This window comes from Sphingobacterium sp. SRCM116780 (assembly GCF_021442025.1).
Lineage (GTDB): Bacteria > Bacteroidota > Bacteroidia > Sphingobacteriales > Sphingobacteriaceae > Sphingobacterium.
In genome coordinates, this window is record NZ_CP090446.1 from 3,080,674 (window position 1) to 3,099,932 (window position 19,259).

15 protein-coding genes are annotated in these 19,259 nt (G+C 37.5%); 2 read left to right on the plus strand and 13 right to left on the minus strand.

Translation table 11 applies throughout. The annotated features are described in order from the left end of the window. Window positions 1-15: 15 nt before the first annotated feature. The 12 genes from LZQ00_RS13295 to LZQ00_RS13350 all read right to left on the minus strand — a co-directional run bounded on the left by LZQ00_RS13295 (window position 16) and on the right by LZQ00_RS13350 (window position 14,957). Complete coding sequence (locus tag LZQ00_RS13295; RefSeq protein WP_234509766.1) at window positions 16-750, minus strand: cytochrome c oxidase subunit 3; 735 nt, start codon at window positions 748-750, stop codon at window positions 16-18. Window positions 751-759: 9 nt separating this feature from the next. Next, window positions 760-1,347 carry a heme-copper oxidase subunit III gene (locus LZQ00_RS13300; RefSeq protein ID WP_234509767.1) on the minus strand — a complete coding sequence of 196 codons (588 nt, stop codon included), beginning with the start codon at window positions 1,345-1,347 and terminating at the stop codon, window positions 760-762. Continuing rightward, on the minus strand, window positions 1,347-2,255 hold the full coding sequence (gene cyoE / locus LZQ00_RS13305) for a heme o synthase (protein WP_234509768.1): 909 nt from the start codon (window positions 2,253-2,255) through the stop codon (window positions 1,347-1,349). The genes LZQ00_RS13300 and cyoE overlap by 1 nt, the downstream gene beginning before the upstream one ends. Before the next feature lie 77 nt (window positions 2,256-2,332). After that, complete coding sequence (locus LZQ00_RS13310) at window positions 2,333-3,376, minus strand: COX15/CtaA family protein (RefSeq protein WP_234509769.1); 1,044 nt, start codon at window positions 3,374-3,376, stop codon at window positions 2,333-2,335. Between the two features lie 77 nt (window positions 3,377-3,453). Then, a complete protein-coding gene (locus tag LZQ00_RS13315; protein ID WP_234509770.1) occupies window positions 3,454-5,319 on the minus strand; it encodes a cbb3-type cytochrome c oxidase subunit I in 1,866 nt (621 codons plus the stop codon). 28 nt (window positions 5,320-5,347) lie between these two features. Next, the gene (locus tag LZQ00_RS13320) at window positions 5,348-6,685 is read right to left on the minus strand and encodes a cytochrome c oxidase subunit II (RefSeq protein WP_234509771.1); all 1,338 of its coding nucleotides are present in this window, start codon (window positions 6,683-6,685) and stop codon (window positions 5,348-5,350) included. Between the two features lie 41 nt (window positions 6,686-6,726). Next, window positions 6,727-7,962, minus strand: coding sequence for a quinol:cytochrome C oxidoreductase (locus tag LZQ00_RS13325; protein ID WP_234509772.1), 1,236 nt, complete (start codon window positions 7,960-7,962; stop codon window positions 6,727-6,729). Between the two features lie 19 nt (window positions 7,963-7,981). Beyond that, window positions 7,982-8,620 (minus strand): c-type cytochrome, encoded by a 639-nt coding sequence (locus LZQ00_RS13330; protein WP_411028054.1) that lies wholly within the window; start codon window positions 8,618-8,620, stop codon window positions 7,982-7,984. Beyond that, on the minus strand, window positions 8,604-9,140 hold the full coding sequence (locus tag LZQ00_RS13335; RefSeq protein WP_234509774.1) for a DUF3341 domain-containing protein: 537 nt from the start codon (window positions 9,138-9,140) through the stop codon (window positions 8,604-8,606). The genes LZQ00_RS13330 and LZQ00_RS13335 overlap by 17 nt, the downstream gene beginning before the upstream one ends. A 5-nt stretch (window positions 9,141-9,145) precedes the next feature. Beyond that, window positions 9,146-10,621: an NrfD/PsrC family molybdoenzyme membrane anchor subunit gene (nrfD, locus tag LZQ00_RS13340; RefSeq protein ID WP_234509775.1), complete on the minus strand. Its 1,476-nt coding sequence runs from the start codon at window positions 10,619-10,621 to the stop codon at window positions 9,146-9,148. 29 nt (window positions 10,622-10,650) lie between these two features. Next, entirely contained in the window at window positions 10,651-13,656 is a 3,006-nt protein-coding gene (locus tag LZQ00_RS13345; protein ID WP_234509776.1) for a TAT-variant-translocated molybdopterin oxidoreductase, read from the minus strand. Window positions 13,657-13,694: 38 nt separating this feature from the next. Then, entirely contained in the window at window positions 13,695-14,957 is a 1,263-nt protein-coding gene (locus LZQ00_RS13350; RefSeq protein ID WP_234509777.1) for a cytochrome c3 family protein, read from the minus strand. Between the two features lie 343 nt (window positions 14,958-15,300). Between LZQ00_RS13350 and LZQ00_RS13355 the strand changes: the two genes are divergently transcribed. Continuing rightward, entirely contained in the window at window positions 15,301-15,789 is a 489-nt protein-coding gene (locus tag LZQ00_RS13355) for a methionine-R-sulfoxide reductase (RefSeq protein ID WP_411028068.1), read from the plus strand. Here LZQ00_RS13355 and LZQ00_RS13360 read toward each other — a convergent pair. Further along, on the minus strand, window positions 15,773-16,777 hold the full coding sequence (locus tag LZQ00_RS13360) for a LacI family DNA-binding transcriptional regulator (protein WP_234509779.1): 1,005 nt from the start codon (window positions 16,775-16,777) through the stop codon (window positions 15,773-15,775). The genes LZQ00_RS13355 and LZQ00_RS13360 overlap by 17 nt on opposite strands. Before the next feature lie 158 nt (window positions 16,778-16,935). Between LZQ00_RS13360 and LZQ00_RS13365 the strand changes: the two genes are divergently transcribed. Continuing rightward, window positions 16,936-19,209, plus strand: coding sequence for a GH92 family glycosyl hydrolase (locus LZQ00_RS13365; RefSeq protein WP_234509780.1), 2,274 nt, complete (start codon window positions 16,936-16,938; stop codon window positions 19,207-19,209). Window positions 19,210-19,259 lie beyond the last annotated feature (50 nt).

The following is a 19,259-nucleotide window of genomic DNA, read 5'->3' on the forward strand; positions in this document are numbered from 1 at the left end:
ATTAAAAACTTATAATTATACCAAATAGAAGAATGTAAATACAAACACCCAAACTAAATCCACAAAGTGCCAGTATAAACCTACCTTTTCAATCATCAAATACGAACCACGATTTTCGAATGTATTATTTAACGTCATGCACAGTATAATAATATTTAATACAATACCTACACTAACGTGGAAACCGTGGAAACCAGTGATTGTAAAGAACAGATTGGCAAATTGCAATGCTGACGTATAAGAGATATCATGTGAGAAATACGGTTGTAAAGCGTTTTTAATGGCATCACCCTCTAAGCCAGTTGCTGGGTTTCTACCAAACCAGAATCCCAAATGGTGTAAGTGGGTCCACTCAATAGCTTGACATCCGACGAAACAGATACCACCTAATATTGTCCAAAGCATCCATTTGACAACTTCATTTTTCGAATTACGATGCCCCGCTTCTACAGCCAATACCATAGTGACAGATGACATAATCAAAATAAAAGTCATAAGACCGACGAAAACTAACGGTTGCCCATGCTCAGCAAGAACTGGTATAGATTGGAAGATCTTATCCGCATCTGGCCATGTAGTATGTGCAAATCGTTGCGTTCCGTAATAAACTAAAAACGCAGAAAATGTAAAGGCATCCCCAACTAAGAAAAACCACATCATGATTTTTCCGTATTCCAAATTCCAAGGTGATTTTCCACCATTCCATGGACCGGTTTTTACCTTATCCAATTGTGATACAGTTGTACTCATTGTTTACTATTATTGATTCAAAAGTAAGAAAACATATATATAAATCCATAAAAGATCGAGAAAATGCCAAAAAATACTTGCCAAATTCATGCGGAATTGATTGCTATCTGGAGGAAGTGGTTTAAACACTCCTATTAAAGCTACAATCAATACGATCACGCCCGCAATAATGTGTGCTAAGTGCATTCCAGTGAAAATATATACAAAGGACTGTGACGCATTATTATTAACAAAATAAATGCCCCGCTCTGCCAATATTTCCCAAGAATTAACTTGTAGCACAAAAAATAAGAGACCCAAAATTAAGGTAACAAACAGTAATGCCTTTTGTCTAGCCAAATTACCCACTTGTGCTGCTTTATAAGCAAAATGAATACTGATGCTACTCAAAACAATTACGATCGTACTATAGATAAACGTATCTGGTAATAATGTTTTAAGACCTTTGTCCACACCACTTGCCGTATAGACAATAAAACCACTTGATAGTGCGGCAAACATCATAAACATTCCCAACATACCTAACCATAGGCTAAATTTTTGAGCTCTTCGCGATACTAACTTCTCGTCAGTTTGTTGTTCTCTTTGATCTAACATTATTTCAAAGGTATAAAGTCAAATAATAAGACTAGTTGTGTAATAGGTAGATAAAAAAATGAGGTAAACATCACTTTTTTAGCCGAAGGAATATCCTGATTCTTAAATAGCAAAAAGCCATAATAAGTAAAGAACAATCCGCCAATTACAGAAACAGTTGTAAAGATCCATCCGCCAAACCCAGAATACATAGGAAGAAACGCTGCAGGTATCATCAGTAATGCTGAAAGAAATACCATAAATGCAGATACTTTATCCCTTTTGGTTGTTGGCAACAGTCTAAAACCAGCCTGTTTATAATCATCATCAATGACCCAAGCTAAGGACCAGAAATGAGGAAATTGCCATAAAAACTGTATCGCGAATAAGATGAATGGAATCATAATGATTGCACTCTCATTCGTTTGACTATAGGAAGCAAGATCATCTTGACTGAATGCTGCAAAATATCCAATCAAGGGAGGCAATGCTCCAGGAAAAGCTCCTACAAATACAGCTATTGGCGATTTTCTTTTTAGTGGCGTATACAAAAAAGCGTATAACAAGATAGAAAACACGGATAACAAACCGGCAACAAAATTTAGACGTACTAAAACCAAAGTTCCTAGAATCCCCATAAATAAGCTGAGGATCAAAGCCTGACCTGTTGTCATTCTACCCGAAGGTAAAGGACGGTCTGCTGTACGTGTCATTAATTTGTCCAGATCCTTTTCAATGATTTCATTGAATCCATTTGCTGCCCCTGTCACTAAGAAACCTCCCAGCGTCAGCAACAACCAATTGAACCATAAAATATCTCCACCTAACTGTTTGGCACCGATCAAAAAAGAGATGGATGCCGAAAAAACAACCGTTAATGTCAGTCTTAACTTAACTAATTTCTTGAAATCAGAAATAAATTCTTTCATAGCGACAAATGTCCTCTTTTTAACTGCGTGTACAAAGTAAATCTAACTTACCATGTGCATTCATTTCATTCATTCAATTAACGTTTTGATTTCCCTAATAACAACATCAAATAATATTGGGTTCCGAATAAAAGACTACCAATCACTAAATGTGTTGTTTGTGCGAACGCAGGAATTGCAAATCTTGCCAAAATAATACCTGACAACATCTGACCCCCTATCAAAATCAGGAGTATAGTCGCAAATCTCGCTTGAGTTGTACAACCCCTAAATTTTGAACGCACTAAAAAGAACAATACAATTACTAAAATCAAAGAACTATATGCTAGCCAACGATGTATTTCAAAATGTTGACCAATATTTTGTATAAAATCTGCTCTCGGCATACCCGAAGTGGTTAATGCATCAACCATTTCGCGCACTTCCGTTCCGAAAATTACTTGCACCAACATCAACAATAAAGAGATGATAGCAAGGATTTTTAATCCTTTAGAATCACGATTGACTAGGATTGATTTATCTCGTAATGTTCTTGCCTTAAAATAGGTGTATATGGCGATCGCGACAATAACTAAAGCCAATAACATATGCACCGTAATTACCCAAGGTGTTAGATTTGTTGAAACGACAATAGAACCTAACCAAGCTTGAAAAACAACAACAAATAAATTAATCACAGACCAAACAAAGATTGATCTTTTGGATTTTATATAGGTAAAAGAATAGATTGCTGTAAACAATAAACAAAAACCTGCAACAACACCAACCAATCTGTTGGCATATTCGGTCCATGTCTTGGCAACATTAAACTCTTCATGAACAAGAATACTTTTATCATGACGAATTTTAGAAGCTAATTCACGGTAGCCAAAGAAATCAATCATCTTGGCAAATCGTTCATTCTTTTTAGCTCTACCTGCTATATAATGTTCTTCATAACCAACGGGTAATTGTGATACAGCTGTTGGGGGTATGATCCGATTAAAGCATTTCGGCCAATCAGGACACCCCATTCCAGAACCTGTACTTCGTACAACCCCTCCAGCAACAATCACTAAAAACAACACAATAATCGTGATGAAATTAGTTCTAACAAATCGCTTTTCAGCAGCTGGAAGCATATCGTTTACCGTATTTTATTATGAATGGTATCTAGCGTAAATCATTTCGCACGATTTACGCTAGATACCTTGTTTAATTATTTTTTATGCTGCGCATCCCATTCCGCTTGGATGCGTTCCGCTTCTTCGTTTCCTTCAAAATCATGAATGAAATTAGAACTCATGGTTTCAGAGAAAGGAACATTTTGAGGAATAAAATCCTGATCATGTCCTGGTTTACTATAGTCATATGGCCAACGGTGTACCGTAGGAATTTCTCCTGGCCAGTTTCCGTGGATATGTTCTACTGGAGTTGTCCACTCTAATGTATTTGAATTCCAAGGATTTTGAGGAGCTCTTTCTCCAAAAAATATCGAGTAAAAGAAATTGAATAAGAAAGCTACTTGACCTAAACCAGCAACGATTGCCGCCCAAGTAATCAACATATTAACCGATACCCATTTCTCCATGAAAGCAAACTGCGTAAATGCATAGTAACGACGAGGAACTCCATCAATACCCATAAAGTGCATTGGGAAGAATACCAAGTACGCGCCAATGAAAGTCAACCAGAAGTGTAAATAACCCAATTTTGTATTCATCATACGACCGAACATTTTTGGATACCAGTGGTAAACACCACACAACATACCAAAAATAGAAGCTGATCCCATTACTAAGTGGAAGTGGGCAACAACGAAGTACGTATCATGTAAGTTAATATCTAAAGCAGCATTACCTAAGAATAATCCTGTAAGACCACCTGAAATAAAGAATGATACTAAACCAATCGCAAACATCATCGCTGGAGTGAAACGAATGTTACCTCTCCATAATGTAGCCATATAATTAAACGCTTTTACCGCCGAAGGAACTGCAATAATCAATGTTGTGATCATAAATACGCCTCCTAAGAAAGGATTCATACCTGTCACAAACATATGGTGACCCCATACGATAAAGGATAGAACAGTAATACCGATTAACGAGTAAACCATCGCATGGTAACCAAAGATTGGTTTACGAGAGTTTGTTGAGATTACTTCCGAAGTAAGACCCAACGCAGGCATCACAACGATATATACCTCAGGGTGACCTAAGAACCAGAATAAATGTTGAAATAAAATTGGAGAACCACCTTCATTAGGTAAAATTTGACCTTGAACAACTAAATCTGATAAGTAGAAAGAAGTACCGAATGAACGGTCAAAGATTAACAAAACAACAGCAGATACTAAAACAGGGAATGATAACATACCTACGATAGCCGTCAAGAAGAATGCCCAGATTGTTAAAGGCATTTTCCAAAGATCCATCCCTTTTGTACGCATATTCAAAATTGTACTCACGTAGTTAATACCACCGATCAATTGTGATGCAACAAATAATACCATACTCACTAACCATAAAGTCATACCTGTAGCAGAACCTGAGATTGCTGTAGGTACTGCAGATAAAGGAGGATAGATTGTCCAACCAGCAGAAGCAGGTCCACTTTCAACAAAGAAAGATGCAATCATGATCACAGAAGCGATGAAAAATAACCAGTAAGACATCATGTTCATCAAAGGTGACGCCATATCTCGGGCACCAATTTGATAAGGAATCAACAAATTACTAAAAGTACCGGATAGACCTGCTGTCAAAACAAAGAATACCATGATGGTACCGTGAATGGTTACCAAAGAAAGGAAGAAGTCTGGTGCGATACGACCACCTTCAGCCCATTTACCTAAGAATACTTCCAAAATAGGAAATTCTTTCTCCGGCCAAGCAAGTTGGATACGGAATAATATTGATAACATCATAGCAAATACTGCCATGAAAATACCTGTGATCAAGAATTGCTTAGCAATCATCTTGTGGTCACCACTGAAGATATATTTCGTGATGAACGACTCTTGATGATGATGTCCATGCGAATCGTGATGCTCAGCGCTATGCGAAATAACTGTACTTGACATATTCGTTTTTAAAATTCAATTATTCAAATTAATTTAAAGAAGCAGTAACGTTTACGCTATCTTTTACTTTTGGAGTTGGCGTAGTTTGACCAGCAAACTCTTTTTGTAAGTCCTCAGTAAAATATTTATTCTGAGTCGCTAACCATGCTTTGTATTCAGCTTCAGTAACAACTACCACTTTTTTCTGCATGTTATAGTGTCCTTGACCACAGATCTTATTACATAACATAACATAATCATATTTGTAGTCATTCATACGCTCACGCATTTCTTCAGTTGTCACCGTTGGTGTAAACTGAAAGTAATTGGTCATACCTGGTACTGCGTTGATTTGAACACGGAAATCAGGAATGAAGAATGAGTGAATAATATCTTTCGATACAATACGGAAACGAACGGATTTATTAACCGGAATCACAATATCAGCACCTTGGATATCATCCCAAGAATTTTTATCATTAAAATCGATACCATATGAGTTCGTCGGTGTCGTCATTTTGTAATTACGCTTACCAATTACACCATCTGCACCAGCATAACGAACTTGCCATTGGAATTGCTCACCAAGGACTTCGATCTGAATAGCAGATTTCTGTAAATCTTCAGGAACATTGGTAATTGCTCTCCATGTAAAGAAACCAAATAATACCAATACCGTTAGCACAATAGCTGGAACAATCGTCCAGATTTTTTCAATCGTGTTGTTATGTGGCAAATAGTAGGCTTTACCATTTTTACGCATTCTATAAATAAACGTGAACGTCAATAATAAAATGTGTGTAATGACCAATACAAAAGTTGTGATAACCGTTGTAATGACAAACATGGTATCCATCTTAGCACCATGTTCGGTAACAGCGTCTCTCCAAGACATGCTACCGTAGTGATCAAATGAATAATAAACACCTCCTAAGAAAACGAATAGGAAAATGAATAATAAAGTTGCTTGAAAAGTATTTGATGTTAACGGATTATGTTTTCTATTCATCTTGTTTGTTAACTCATAGATGGAGATAACCTTACCAATAACAGCAACTACTGTACAGATAACTAAGAATAATAAAACATAATAAATGAAGTTTTTATAGACTTGAGGGTCTATTGTTTTTACTTCTTCTACTTTCGCCGCGTCAACTTTTGCAGTAGACGTCCCTGCCGAAGCTGCTACACTTGCTGGAGCAGCTGCAGCCGAATCAACAACTTTTGCTGTATCCGCTGTTGCTTTTACGGCAACAGCTGTTGTAGCTTTAGCTGTGTCTACCACAACAGTATCTTGACTTGCGAAAGATGGGACTGCAAAAAACAATCCGATTGCAAGTACAAAACCCGAGATGGATTTGAATCTATTATTTAATTTAAAGCTCATTTTTTTATAACGATTTTACGTAATAACCCTTTAAAGTGAAACTATATTTGGTGATGTAAACTTTCATCCAAGAACGGATGGTTCTTAGCTACTAAATTCTGTTTACTTAATTTATTCAGCACTAAGAATGTAAATAAACCAATGAAACCAATTGTTGTTCCAATTTCAACGATCCCAAATCCACGGTGTGTCTCCACTGTACCTGGCATAATCATGATGTAGTAATCCAACCAGTGACCTGCTAACAATAAGATAGAAACGAATAACATCGCATTCTGCTTACGTTTTGCATCACGGTCTACCAATAACAATAAAGGAGCTACGAAATTAATAATAATACTCAACCAAAACCATGGTTTGTATTCAGGCTCCCAACGTTTGTAGAAGTATACTGTTTCCTCAGGCATGTTTGCATACCAGATTAATACAAACTGTGCAAACCAAACATAAGTCCAGAAGATTGAGAAACCGAATATTAATTTACCCAAGTCATGTAAATGATTTTCATTTACCCAATTCATATATCCAGCTTTCTTCAATACGATTAAAATAACAGTAATCGCACAAAGTCCACTTACCCACATGGCAGCAAAATTATACCAACCAAACATCGTAGAGAACCAGTGTGCCTCTAATGACATGATCGTATCAAATGACCAAATAGGTGTCGTGAAACCAAATATAACTAAGAATATAGCCGATAATTTAAAGCTCTTTTTGTAAGAATTCAAACCACCTTCTAAGTCCTCTTTATAAGATAATTTAGCAAGGATAACAGCAAAAATACTGTATAGTCCCATAAAAATTACCTGGCGAGTTAAAAAGCCTGAAAAATTTAAATACCATGATTTACCGGCAATGATGCTATCATAATTAGCGCTTTTCGGATCCGTAAGACCCTCTGCGTGCCAGTGGTGGTATAGATTGTGAGTGCTTAATCCTAATCCGACAATCACTAGTAAAATGATTGCAGCAATAGGCAAAATACCTGCCATTGCCTGCGGTATACGAACGATACCAGCTGACCAAGCAGATTGTGTTACATATTGTAAGGCTACGAAAAATGCTCCGGCAGCACATACACATGTAAAATAATAACCCATCAATAATAAGTTAGCATAAGTACGCTCTACAAGAATATGATCGCCCATAAGCATTCCGTAGGCTACTGCAGCTATACCAACAACGATTGCGATAATACTGAATGTTTTTGCTTTACCAGCAAACTCGTATCGCTCGTTGAAATTATAATCGTGATGATGATTGTGAGTTCCCATTTATTTATCTGATGTTAGATTATTTCTTTTGTAATTCATGAACGTACATAACCACTTCCCAACGTTCTTCAGGAGACAATTGAGATGCATGTGATCCCATTGAGTTGTGACCGTAATAGATCGTATGGTAAATTTTACCATCTGTAAGATCAGCCATCAAACCACCTCTTGAAGAATTTACTGCATCCGTTCTATGATAAGAAGGTGGATTAGGGAAGTTCTCCAACTTACGAGTACCTCTTGAATCTGTAATCTCACGATCTTTTGTAATAGAACCATCACCTTTTCCTTCTGGTCCATGACATACCGCACAATAGGTCGTAAACAAAGCTTGACCTTTTTCTAGGTTTGCTTGTGTATGCTCCAAAGGACTAGTTACTTCACGTCCTGCACGTTCATAATCTTCTAAAGTATTGGCATACTCAAATCTTGTAAACCCAATCGGATCTGTTCCTTTTGGAGGTGTTTGAGCAGTCTGTTTATTTTTAAAATTCTCGTTTGGTTGATCCGGGTTGAATGCAATCGGATCGTACATGTTACGAGAAAACTCAAAACCTGTACTACGAGTAGTCTTGTCACCACAAGAAGAAACGACTGCTGTCAACGATAACGCTGCACATACTGTAACGAGTAAATTCTTCTTATTCATAACTAACATATTTTCTATCATTGTACTTAACTTCTACAGCACCTGCTTCTTTCAATAAAGAATCAATCAAAGCGTGGTCTGCGTTTTCCTGCGCATCTATAGCGATGATGAAACGATCATCTGTAGCTCTCAAATCCATTACTCGAGGAGTACGTCCTGGGAATAAGTGATTGCGATAAAAGAAAGTCGCCACCATACCCAATGCACAGATTAAAATCGTTACCTCGAATGTTACGGGAACAAAGTTCGGAATAGCAAATGATGGTTTACCGCCGATGTTCATCGGCCAGTCATGCACCATTGTGTAATACAATAAACTAAATCCCAATGTTGTTCCTAATGCTCCAAAGCAAAATGCTGCAATAGGCAAACGCGAAGGTTTAACGCCCAATTTAGCTTCAATACCGTGAATTGGCATTGGAGTAAAGCAATCATAGATGCTTACATTATTTTTCTGTAATTTGTCGATCCCATGCATCATTTCATCTGGATCAGCAAAACTACCTAATATATATTTTGTATTGCCCATTGCTATTATTTTAACTCTCTAATTTCTTCTTCTGTTATCGAATCATATTTACCCAAAGAATCTCTAAAGTATTCCACTTGTTCAGCTGGGAATGCACCTTCTTTAACCAATTTCGTTTTCTGTTGTAAACTTGAGCTTTTCAACAACAACTTCACTTCGGCAATAGCGATACCCGGTAAGAAACGTAAGAACAATAAGAATAACGTAAAGAATAATCCGATAGATCCTACAAAGATACCCACGTCAGTCCATGTTGGGTAGAACATTGCCCAAGATGATGGTAAATAATCACGGTGTAATGACGTCACGATAATTACGAAACGCTCAAACCACATCCCGATGTTTACCACGATCGATAATATCCATGAAATAGGAATACTTGTACGGATTTTCTTAAACCAGAATAATTGTGGTGAAATTACGTTACACGTCATCATCGACCAGTAAGCCCAAGCGTAAGGACCGAACATACGGTTCTCAAAAGCGTACATCTCGTATTCTGATTGTGAATACATGGCGATAAATAACTCTGTTAAGTATGCAATACCAACAATAGAACCTGTCGTCATAATGATTTTATTCATCGATTCGATGTGGAACATGGTGATATAGTCCTCAAAATTCATCACTTTACGTACGATCAACAATAACGTTTGCACCATCGCAAAACCAGAGAAGATCGCACCTGCAACGAAATATGGAGGGAAGATTGTCGTATGCCATCCTGGAATAACAGACGTTGCAAAGTCAAAAGATACAATCGTGTGTACCGAAAGTACCAATGGTGTTGAGATACCTGCCAAAATTAATGACACAATCTCAAAACGTTGCCACGTTTTTACCGATCCATTCCAACCGAATGAAAGAACCGAGTATATTTTTTGTTTAAGACCAACAGCACGGTCACGTATTGTTGCAATATCAGGCAACAAACCACAGTACCAGAATACTAAGGAAACTGTAAAGTAAGTCGAGATCGCAAAGGCATCCCATACTAATGGTGAGTTAAAGTTAACCCATAAAGATCCGAATTGATTCGGTAGTGGGAAAATCCAGTACGCTAACCAAGGACGACCCATGTGGGCAACAACATACGTTGCAGCACAGATAACGGCGAAGATCGTCATCGCCTCTGCAGAACGGTTGATAGAATTACGCCAGTTTTGACGGAAAATTAATAATACGGCTGAAATCAATGTACCTGCGTGACCGATACCTACCCACCATACAAAGTCGGTGATATCCCAAGCCCAGCCTACTGTTTTATTCAGACCCCAAGCGCCGATACCTGTCCAAAAGGTATAACTAACGCTGACTACCCATAATAAAGCACCCAAAACGGCTACAGTGAATCCGATCCACCATGCTTTATTCGGTTTATTTTCAACCGGTAGTAAGATATCATCCGTAATTTTTGCATACGTGATGTTCTTACCGGTCATTAATGGTTCTCTTAATATTGATTCGTTATGCGATGACATAGTATTTTTATTTCAAATAATGAACAAGATTACGCCTCAAAAGTGTTTCTAACTTTTGTCATATAACCGATACCTGGCTGTACATTGATTTCCTCAAGTACGTAATAAACACGCTCATTGCGTAATGCTTTCGATACTTCTGATTCTGGATCATTAGCGTCACCGAAGATAATTGCATTTGCAGAACATGCTTGTTGACATGCCATTTTGATATCACCGTCTTTTACTTTACGGTTCTCTATTTTCGCATGTAACTTACCTGCTTGAATACGTTGGATACACATTGAACATTTCTCCATAACCCCACGTGAACGTGTTGTTACATCTGGATTCAATACCAATTGTGTAAACTCATTATTCAAGTAGTTATCAAAACGTGAATCATTCCAGTAATTAAACCAGTTGAAACGACGAACTTTATATGGACAGTTATTCGCACAGTAACGTGTTCCGAAACATCTGTTGTAAGCCATATGGTTTAAACCTTCTGATGAGTGTACAGTAGCTAATACTGGACATACTGTCTCACATGGTGCATGTGCACAGTGTTGACATAACATCGGTTGGTGAACAACAGTTACATTTTCGAAATCATTAAGTTTTTGAATCTCTTTTTCCTTCGTATATTCTTGACCATCGGCTTCGATTGTGTAGTAACGGTCAATACGTAACCAGTGCATTTCACGACGACGGCGAACCTCATCACGACCTACAACAGGGATATTATTTTCTACGTTACAAGCAACAATACAAGAACCACAACCAGTACAAGCATTTAAATCAATTGCCATCACCCATTTGTGACCTGGTTGCTCATACTTGTTCCACAAATCGTATGTTTTGTGTTTATCTGTAAAGCGACCTGATTCTGAGTTTGGATCTTTTAAATAATTAGCGAAAGTTGTCTCACGAATGATGTTACGACCTTCGATTGTATGGTGTGTTTGTGTTTGTGCTAATTGATAAATGGTCGTTGCCTTCGCGATAGTCGCTTTGCTTACGAATTGGATGGTTCCATTAACTAAGCTAGCGAAAGGATATGCATTTTTACCTACATTATTACCCGCTTTACCAACTTGTGTACGTCCGTAACCGATAGCGATTGAAACAGTACCTAAAGCTTGTCCCGGTTGTTGAACAACGGGCAACTCCACTTTGTAACCATTCGCTTCAACGGTAACAGTAGCATCTTCACCTAAGCCTAATTTCTCGGCATCTTTAGGATTCAAAGCAGCATAATTATCCCAAGTTACTTTAGATACTGGATCCGGAAGCTCTTGTAAGTAGGCATTATTCGCAAATTTACCATCGCGTACGCCAGCTGGTTCGTATAATTTCAATTCGAAATCACCCACAACTGTTTTAGCAGCAGCAATAGCTGCATTCGCAGCAGCAGCTACATCTCCAGTGAATGAATAAGCTGCAGCAGTTTTTGCTCCTTTATATTCAAAACCAGTTTGTAATACTGCATTCCAGTTTTTAGTGCTTCCAGCTAAGATAGATGTAGTCCAAAGATTTTTAACGAATGTGTAAATATCTGTTGTATCACCTGCCCAAATCAATAAAGATTGATCAGCCTGACGCGTATTGAAAACAGGATTAATTGTTGGTTGAACGATTGAGAATAATCCTTCTTTAGGATTTGCATCACCCCAAGATTCTAAGAATGTATTGGTTGGAGCAATAGCAGTCAATGTTGAAGCCGTTTCATCTGCACGTTGTGAGAAAGATAATGTAAAATCAACTTTCTTCAATGCCGCTTTCACTTCTTCAGCTTTGAAATAATTATAAACAGGGTTACTGTCTAATAATAAGGCTACACCTACTTGACCTGCTTTCGCGTTTGTCAAGAATTGAGCAAATGCTGCATCAGAACCTTGATGTTGTTTAGAGAAATTATCTAAATCAATGGTCGATCCGTATGAACCTAAAGCACTGTTGATTGCATTTGCTAAGGTTTGAATATTGATATCATTCGAACCTGCAACAACCACAGCAGCACCTTTATTATTCAGTAATTCTTTTGCTACTAGCGTAACAGCAGTTTGTGCCTTTTTAGTCGCAATACCACCTGCTAAAGAAGAACCTGTTACCGCATTATATAAAGCGATTAATACCGCAGCCTCTTCCGAAGGTTTGATCGCGATACGCACATCCGCATTTGATCCAGTCATACTTAGACCTGACTCAAATTGAATATGACGTGACATTTTACCATTTTTCAATGATTTATAATCACGGTTTTTAACATATTGTTGTGTATGTTCTTCACCAGCAACCCAAGTTCCTAAGAAATCAGCAGCTACGGAAACAACAACATTTGCTTTATCAAAATGATAAGAAGGAACAACCGCTTTACCGAAAGCGTTTTTGTTCGCCTCAATCATAGCGCTATAAGAAACAGCATCTACTTGTACTAAATTTGTCGTTGGATACTTCGCAGCTAATTTAGCGATAGCAGCCAACGTAGTCGGACTATTTACCGTGCTTGCAACAATTGTAATTTGTTTACCAGCAGTAGCTGCTGCGTTTAAAGCAGCGATAACCGTACTATCTAATTTAGACCATTCTACATCTTGCCCTTTTAATTGAGCAGTTTTTAATTTAGACTCATCGTATAAATCTAAAACTGATGCTGCAGTACCAGAATCTGTACCTTGATTCAAACCAATCCCATTCGGGTTAGCCTCTACGTTAATAGGACGACCTTCGCGTGTTCTTACCAAAATACTTTGACCGTTAAAAGTCGACGTATAGAAGTTAGGAATACCAGGAGTAACCTCCTCAGGTTTGATTAAATAAGGAACTGCTTTATGCACAGGTGTGCGGTTACATGCGGCTAAAGTAACAGCCCCAACACCAAAACCTAATGCTTTTAAGAAGTCACGGCGTGGAGTTTTTGTACTCAACCCTGCTTCATTTAAGACATCTTCTACAGGAATAGATTCGGCAAACTCACCCTTACTTTTTTCAACAAAAGCAGGCGTTTGTTTCAATTCTTCCAAACCTTTCCAATATTTTTTATTGCTATCCATTTAAGCTGTATATAAGATTGCGTATTTCTGAATAATTATTAATAGTGACATTTACCACACTCAAGACCACCGATCATCGCTGCTGTCATTTTTTCACCTTTTTTGATGCTTTCATGTGCTTTGATCAACTCTTCGTAGTATTTGTTATCTGATTTCACATCTGTTTTCTTGTGACACTCCACACACCATTTCATGGTCAACGGAGAGTATTGGTATACTTCTTCCATTGTTTCAACTGGACCGTGACAGGTTTGACATGCTACTCCTGCTACTGTTACGTGTTGTGAGTGATTAAAATAAGCAAAATCTGGCAAGTTGTGAATACGAACCCACTGAATCGGCTTAGGGTTATCACCATAAGTACGCTTCTCTGGATCCCAATCCAATGCACGGTAAATTTTCGCAATTTCAGGTGAGATTTCACCATCATAGTGTTCAGATGCTGTTACTGTATTGTGACAGTTCATACACACGTTTGCAGAAGGGATAGATGCATTTTTAGATTTAAAAGCACCACCGTGACAATATTGACATTCAATCTTATTCACACCAGCGTGTAATTGGTGAGAGAATTTAATCGGCTGAACGGGTTGATAACCAGTATGAACACCAATGTTCCACATTGTTTTCCAACCACCTACTGCCAATAACGCAACCAACATCAATACAGCAAAACCAACTAATTTCTTGTTTTTAATAAACCCTTGCGCAAAAGAAAGGAATTTCTTACTATTCTTAGGTTCCTCATCAGCTTCAACTGCAGCTTGATTCGTTGCAATAACTTTCTCTAACGTACGGATGACACGGTTTAAAACAACAATAACAACGATAGCCAAAACAACCACACCTAACAATCCGAAGATCATAAATAAGTTTGCATTGTCATCTTTTGCCGCCTCACCAGGAGCACCAGCCTCTTTAGGTTTCTCTACAGATTCAGCTTTGATGTAAGCCAATACAGACTTTACTTGATCATCTGATAAATCTGTAAAAGAAGTCATCACGGATTTGTTATACTCCTCAAAGATTGCGACCGCATCCTTATCACCAGAAGCGATGAAAGCTTGAGAATTTTTAACCCACTTAATCAACCATTCCTCAGATTGCTTATCAGTAACTCCTTTTAAAGCAGGACCAACAACTTTTCTACCAATGGCGTGACAGCTTGTACATTTAGATTTGAAGATTTTTTCACCTTCCTTGACATCTTGCGCATGCAGCGTCGTAACGGCAAATAATAGTACCAAACTCATTGACACTACCCTCGCAAGTTTTCCCAAAACGGATGAGATATTTCTCATATTTAGCACTTTATACTATTTATTTGTGAATATAAAAATTTAAACACCACTCTAGACAAGGCATAACCCCGCCTAATAATGCCACAAAAGTATAACTTATTAACAAATCGCTGACAATTTTATGACTTAATTTTTCAATTTATAATCGTTCTAAATAAATTGAAAATTGCGATTACGAACAACCAGTAAACTTCCTATACATGGAGTGGAAATTGACATGTAGCAATTTAAGACATTAATATGACATTTTGAAATATTAAAAATATACCAGCGATTCCTTTCTTCCTAACAGTATCCTGACAAAGAATTAAAGACAGAATGGTAACTTTACGCATATACTTTTATTATGGGCAAATTGTTAATTTTATATAGCTTGATTTTTTTGACGAATTCCTGTCAAGCGCAAACTCGCCAAACCGTAGAAAAGACATCAATCTTTAAACAAATGGAAGACTCAACAAAATATAATCAACTGACAAAAGATGAAGAATACGTGATTCTTCACAAAGGAACAGAACGTCCTTATACTGGAACGCTATTGGAAAACAAAGTAAAAGGAACCTACATCTGCAAAAGATGTAATGCCCCTCTTTATCGATCGGAAGATAAATTTGATTCGCACTGCGGATGGCCAAGTTTTGACGATGAAATTAAGGGTGCTGTTCGCAAAGAAACTGATGCAGATGGTAGAAGAACAGAGATTCTATGCCAAGCATGTGGGGCACATCTAGGTCATGTTTTTATCGGAGAAGGATTCACCAATAAAAACACACGTCACTGTGTCAATTCTATTTCCATGAAATTTGTAGCAGATACTACGGTTTCAAAATAGAAGATTCACGGATTTTTAATTCGCAAGGTAAAGTCAGATGTTTCAAAGATTTGGCTTTACCCTGTAATTTAAGGAGCAGCACACTGATGATCTGATCAGCAATCTGTTCTATTGGCTGCGAAACAACAGTAATGGATGGTTCATGCAGCTTAAACAAAGTATGGTCATCAAAGGCAATTAATGCTGGTAATTTAAATCCATGTTTCTTAGCCGATTTAAGTCCTGTAATCGCAAGGTAATTAGTCGCAAATAAAACAGCATCGAGTCTATTATCTGCAATGAATTCATGTAGCTCGTCGATAGCCTCACTTTCAGACGCATCCAATTGTATTTTTTTGATATACGCTTGTTTTTTAAACTGATCCATCGCTTTCATATACCCCCCTAAACGATCTTTCATTTGCGTTTGATCGGAATATAAAGAGACAAGTCCGATACGTTTGTAGCCTTGCTCATTTAAATGAACAGTAGCATCAAAAGCACCTTGAAAATTATCAGCAATAACATAATCAGTATCGATCTCAGGCAGATAACGGTCAAATAAAACGACTGGAACATTGGATTGCATCAAACTCGAAACCGTTTCTTCTATCCCTTCTGATGGTGTGATAATAAAACCGTCCACTTGTCTGTCATTAAAAACACCAATAAGTTCCTTTGTTTTCTCCGTATCATTATTTGTACTACAATAAATAATCCGATAACCTTGTTCATAAACTTTCGTTTCAATCAGGCGGGCAATATTTCCAAAAAAAGGATTCGAGATATCTTCAATAATTAAACCGATAATTTTTGTTTTACCCGTACGTAAGCTTTTAGCAAGTTCATTGGGTTTGTAGCCTACTTTTTTCACATAATCAAGAACGCGCTTTGTTAATGATTCGCTAATTCGCTTTTCTTTGGCTTTATCATTTAGTATAAAAGATACCGTCGTAACCGAAACCCCTAAAGCTTTTGCTATGTCACTAATCAAAATTCTCTTCTTCATTAACTATACTAATTTTAAATATGTCAGTCACTAATCTAAAAAAAAATAAAGTAATAACATTATTTATTGTAAAAAAAATAAAGCTAAAAGGTTTTATTTAACAAAAAAGTACTATATTTCAGCACTAAATAAGATCAAATTAATAACTTATGATTCGCATGAATTACAGTAAAATATTTTTAAGTATCCTTGCTAGCCTACCATTAAGCTTAGCTGCTCAACAGAATTTAACTGCATTTGTAGATCCTTTCATCGGTTCCGAAGATCATGGTCACGTGTTTGTCGGTGCAAATGTACCCCTTGGTGCAGTTCAACTCGGCCCCTCGCAAATCTCACAGACCTGGGATCAGTTTAACGGTTGGGATTGGTGCAGTGGTTACAATTACAAAAGCAAAGAAATTTTAGGTTTTACCCATACCCATTTAAGTGGTACAGGTATTGGCGACCTTAACGACATTATGCTCGTGCCTGCAACAGGTAAAGTTCAGTTAGCTCCTGCAGAATTCGATAAGATGAATACCGGTTATGGGTCACATTTTCAAAAAGCAAATGAAATCTGTCAACCGGGTTTTTACAGCGTTCTTTTGGATGATTACCAAGTTCAAGCCAACTTAACGGCGACAGAACGTGTAGGTTATCACCAATATATCTACAAAAAGTCTGATAATGCACATCTACTTCTGGACCTGGCGTTTAAGATGAACTGGGATAAAACGACAGACTCTTATATCAAACAAATCAATGACAGCACTTTTGTAGGGTATCGCTTTTCTATGGGATGGGCAAATGACCAAAAAGTCTATTTTGCATTAAAAACATCAGTTCCTATCCAAAAGGTTCAATTCTACGATGATAAAAATCAAAAATTGGGTTCCACAACGGTAAAAGGCCAAGCCATTAAAGCCGCTTTATTTTTTGATGCCGTAAAAAACAAAACTATTGAAGTAAAAGTAGGCATCTCTGCCGTTAGCACCACAAATGCTTTAGCTAATATCCAAGCAGAAATTCCAAACTGGGATTTTGCGCAAACAAAAAGTCAAGCAAACGACAAATGGAACAATACGTTAAATAAAATTCAATTTGAAGGTGATTCGGATACAAAGAAAATATTCTACACGGCTTTGTACCATACCTATTTTGCACCTACAATCTTTAACGATGTCAATGGCGATTATTTAGGGACAGATAAACAAGTGTACGAAAAACAAGATTTCACGAACCATACGGTATTTTCACTATGGGATACCTACAGAGGTTTACATCCCTTAATGAACCTATTGGAAGATCGAAAAATCAATCAAGATTTTATCAAATCGATGTTGGCTATTTACCAACAACAGGGCAAACTTCCTGTATGGCCTTTACAAGGTAATGAAACGAATACCATGGTAGGTCTTCCTGCGATACCTGTTGTGGCCGATGCTGTCATTAAAGGCATCCTTGATGAAAAAGATTACGAACTAGCTTGGGAAGCGGTTAAAACGACAGCAATGGGTTATGATAATGGTTTAAAATTCGTTCGTGAATTAACCTATATCCCTATTGATAGCATGGATCATGAGTCTGTTGCTTGGGCTCTGGAATATGCAATTGCTGATTATAGCGCTTTCAAAATGGCAGAAAAGCTTGGTAAAAAAGAAGATGCTGCTTACTTTGAAAAAAGATATAAACTGTACGAAAAATATTTCGACAAAGAAGTTGGTCATTTTGTTGGACGTAAAGCCACGGGAGAATTCCGCAGACCTTTCAACCCCTTGATGGCGAAACACCGTGAAAACGATTACTGTGAAGGGAATGCATGGCAATATACCTGGTTGGTTCCTCAAGATGTTAAAGGTTTAATCAATCTTTTTGGTGGCGATCAGAAATTTTTGAAAAAACTAGATGAGTTCACATCGATGTCTTCTGATCTGGGCGGCGAAGCATCCAATGATATCACGGGTCTTATTGGTCAATATGCACAAGGTAATGAACCTAATCACCATATTCCTTATCTTTATGCATATGCTGGAGAACCGTGGAAAGGTGCTGCTCTTGCCCGAAAAGCAATGAAGAGTTTCTATACCAGCAAACCGAATGGTTTATGTGGTAATGACGATGCTGGACAGATGAGCGCCTGGTATGTATTTTCAGCCATGGGTATGTACCCGTTGAGCCCTGTGAGTGGCATTTATGTATTCGGTTCACCGATGATGGAAAAAGCAACTATCAATCTTCCGAATACAAAACAACTGGTTATTCAAGTAAAAAATCAAGGAGCGCAAAACAGCTATATCAAAAGTATCAAACGCAATGGTCAGGTCTATTCAAAATCATACATTACGTATGATGATATCTTAAAAGGAGGAAGTCTTGAAATTGAAATGAGCAGCAGTCCGAACAAAAACTTTGGTAAAACCTTACAAGATAGACCTGTTTCTGCGCAGAATTAACAGCAAGATTGTCAGGTTTTAATTATGGAATAGCTTTTGATAATAAGCTA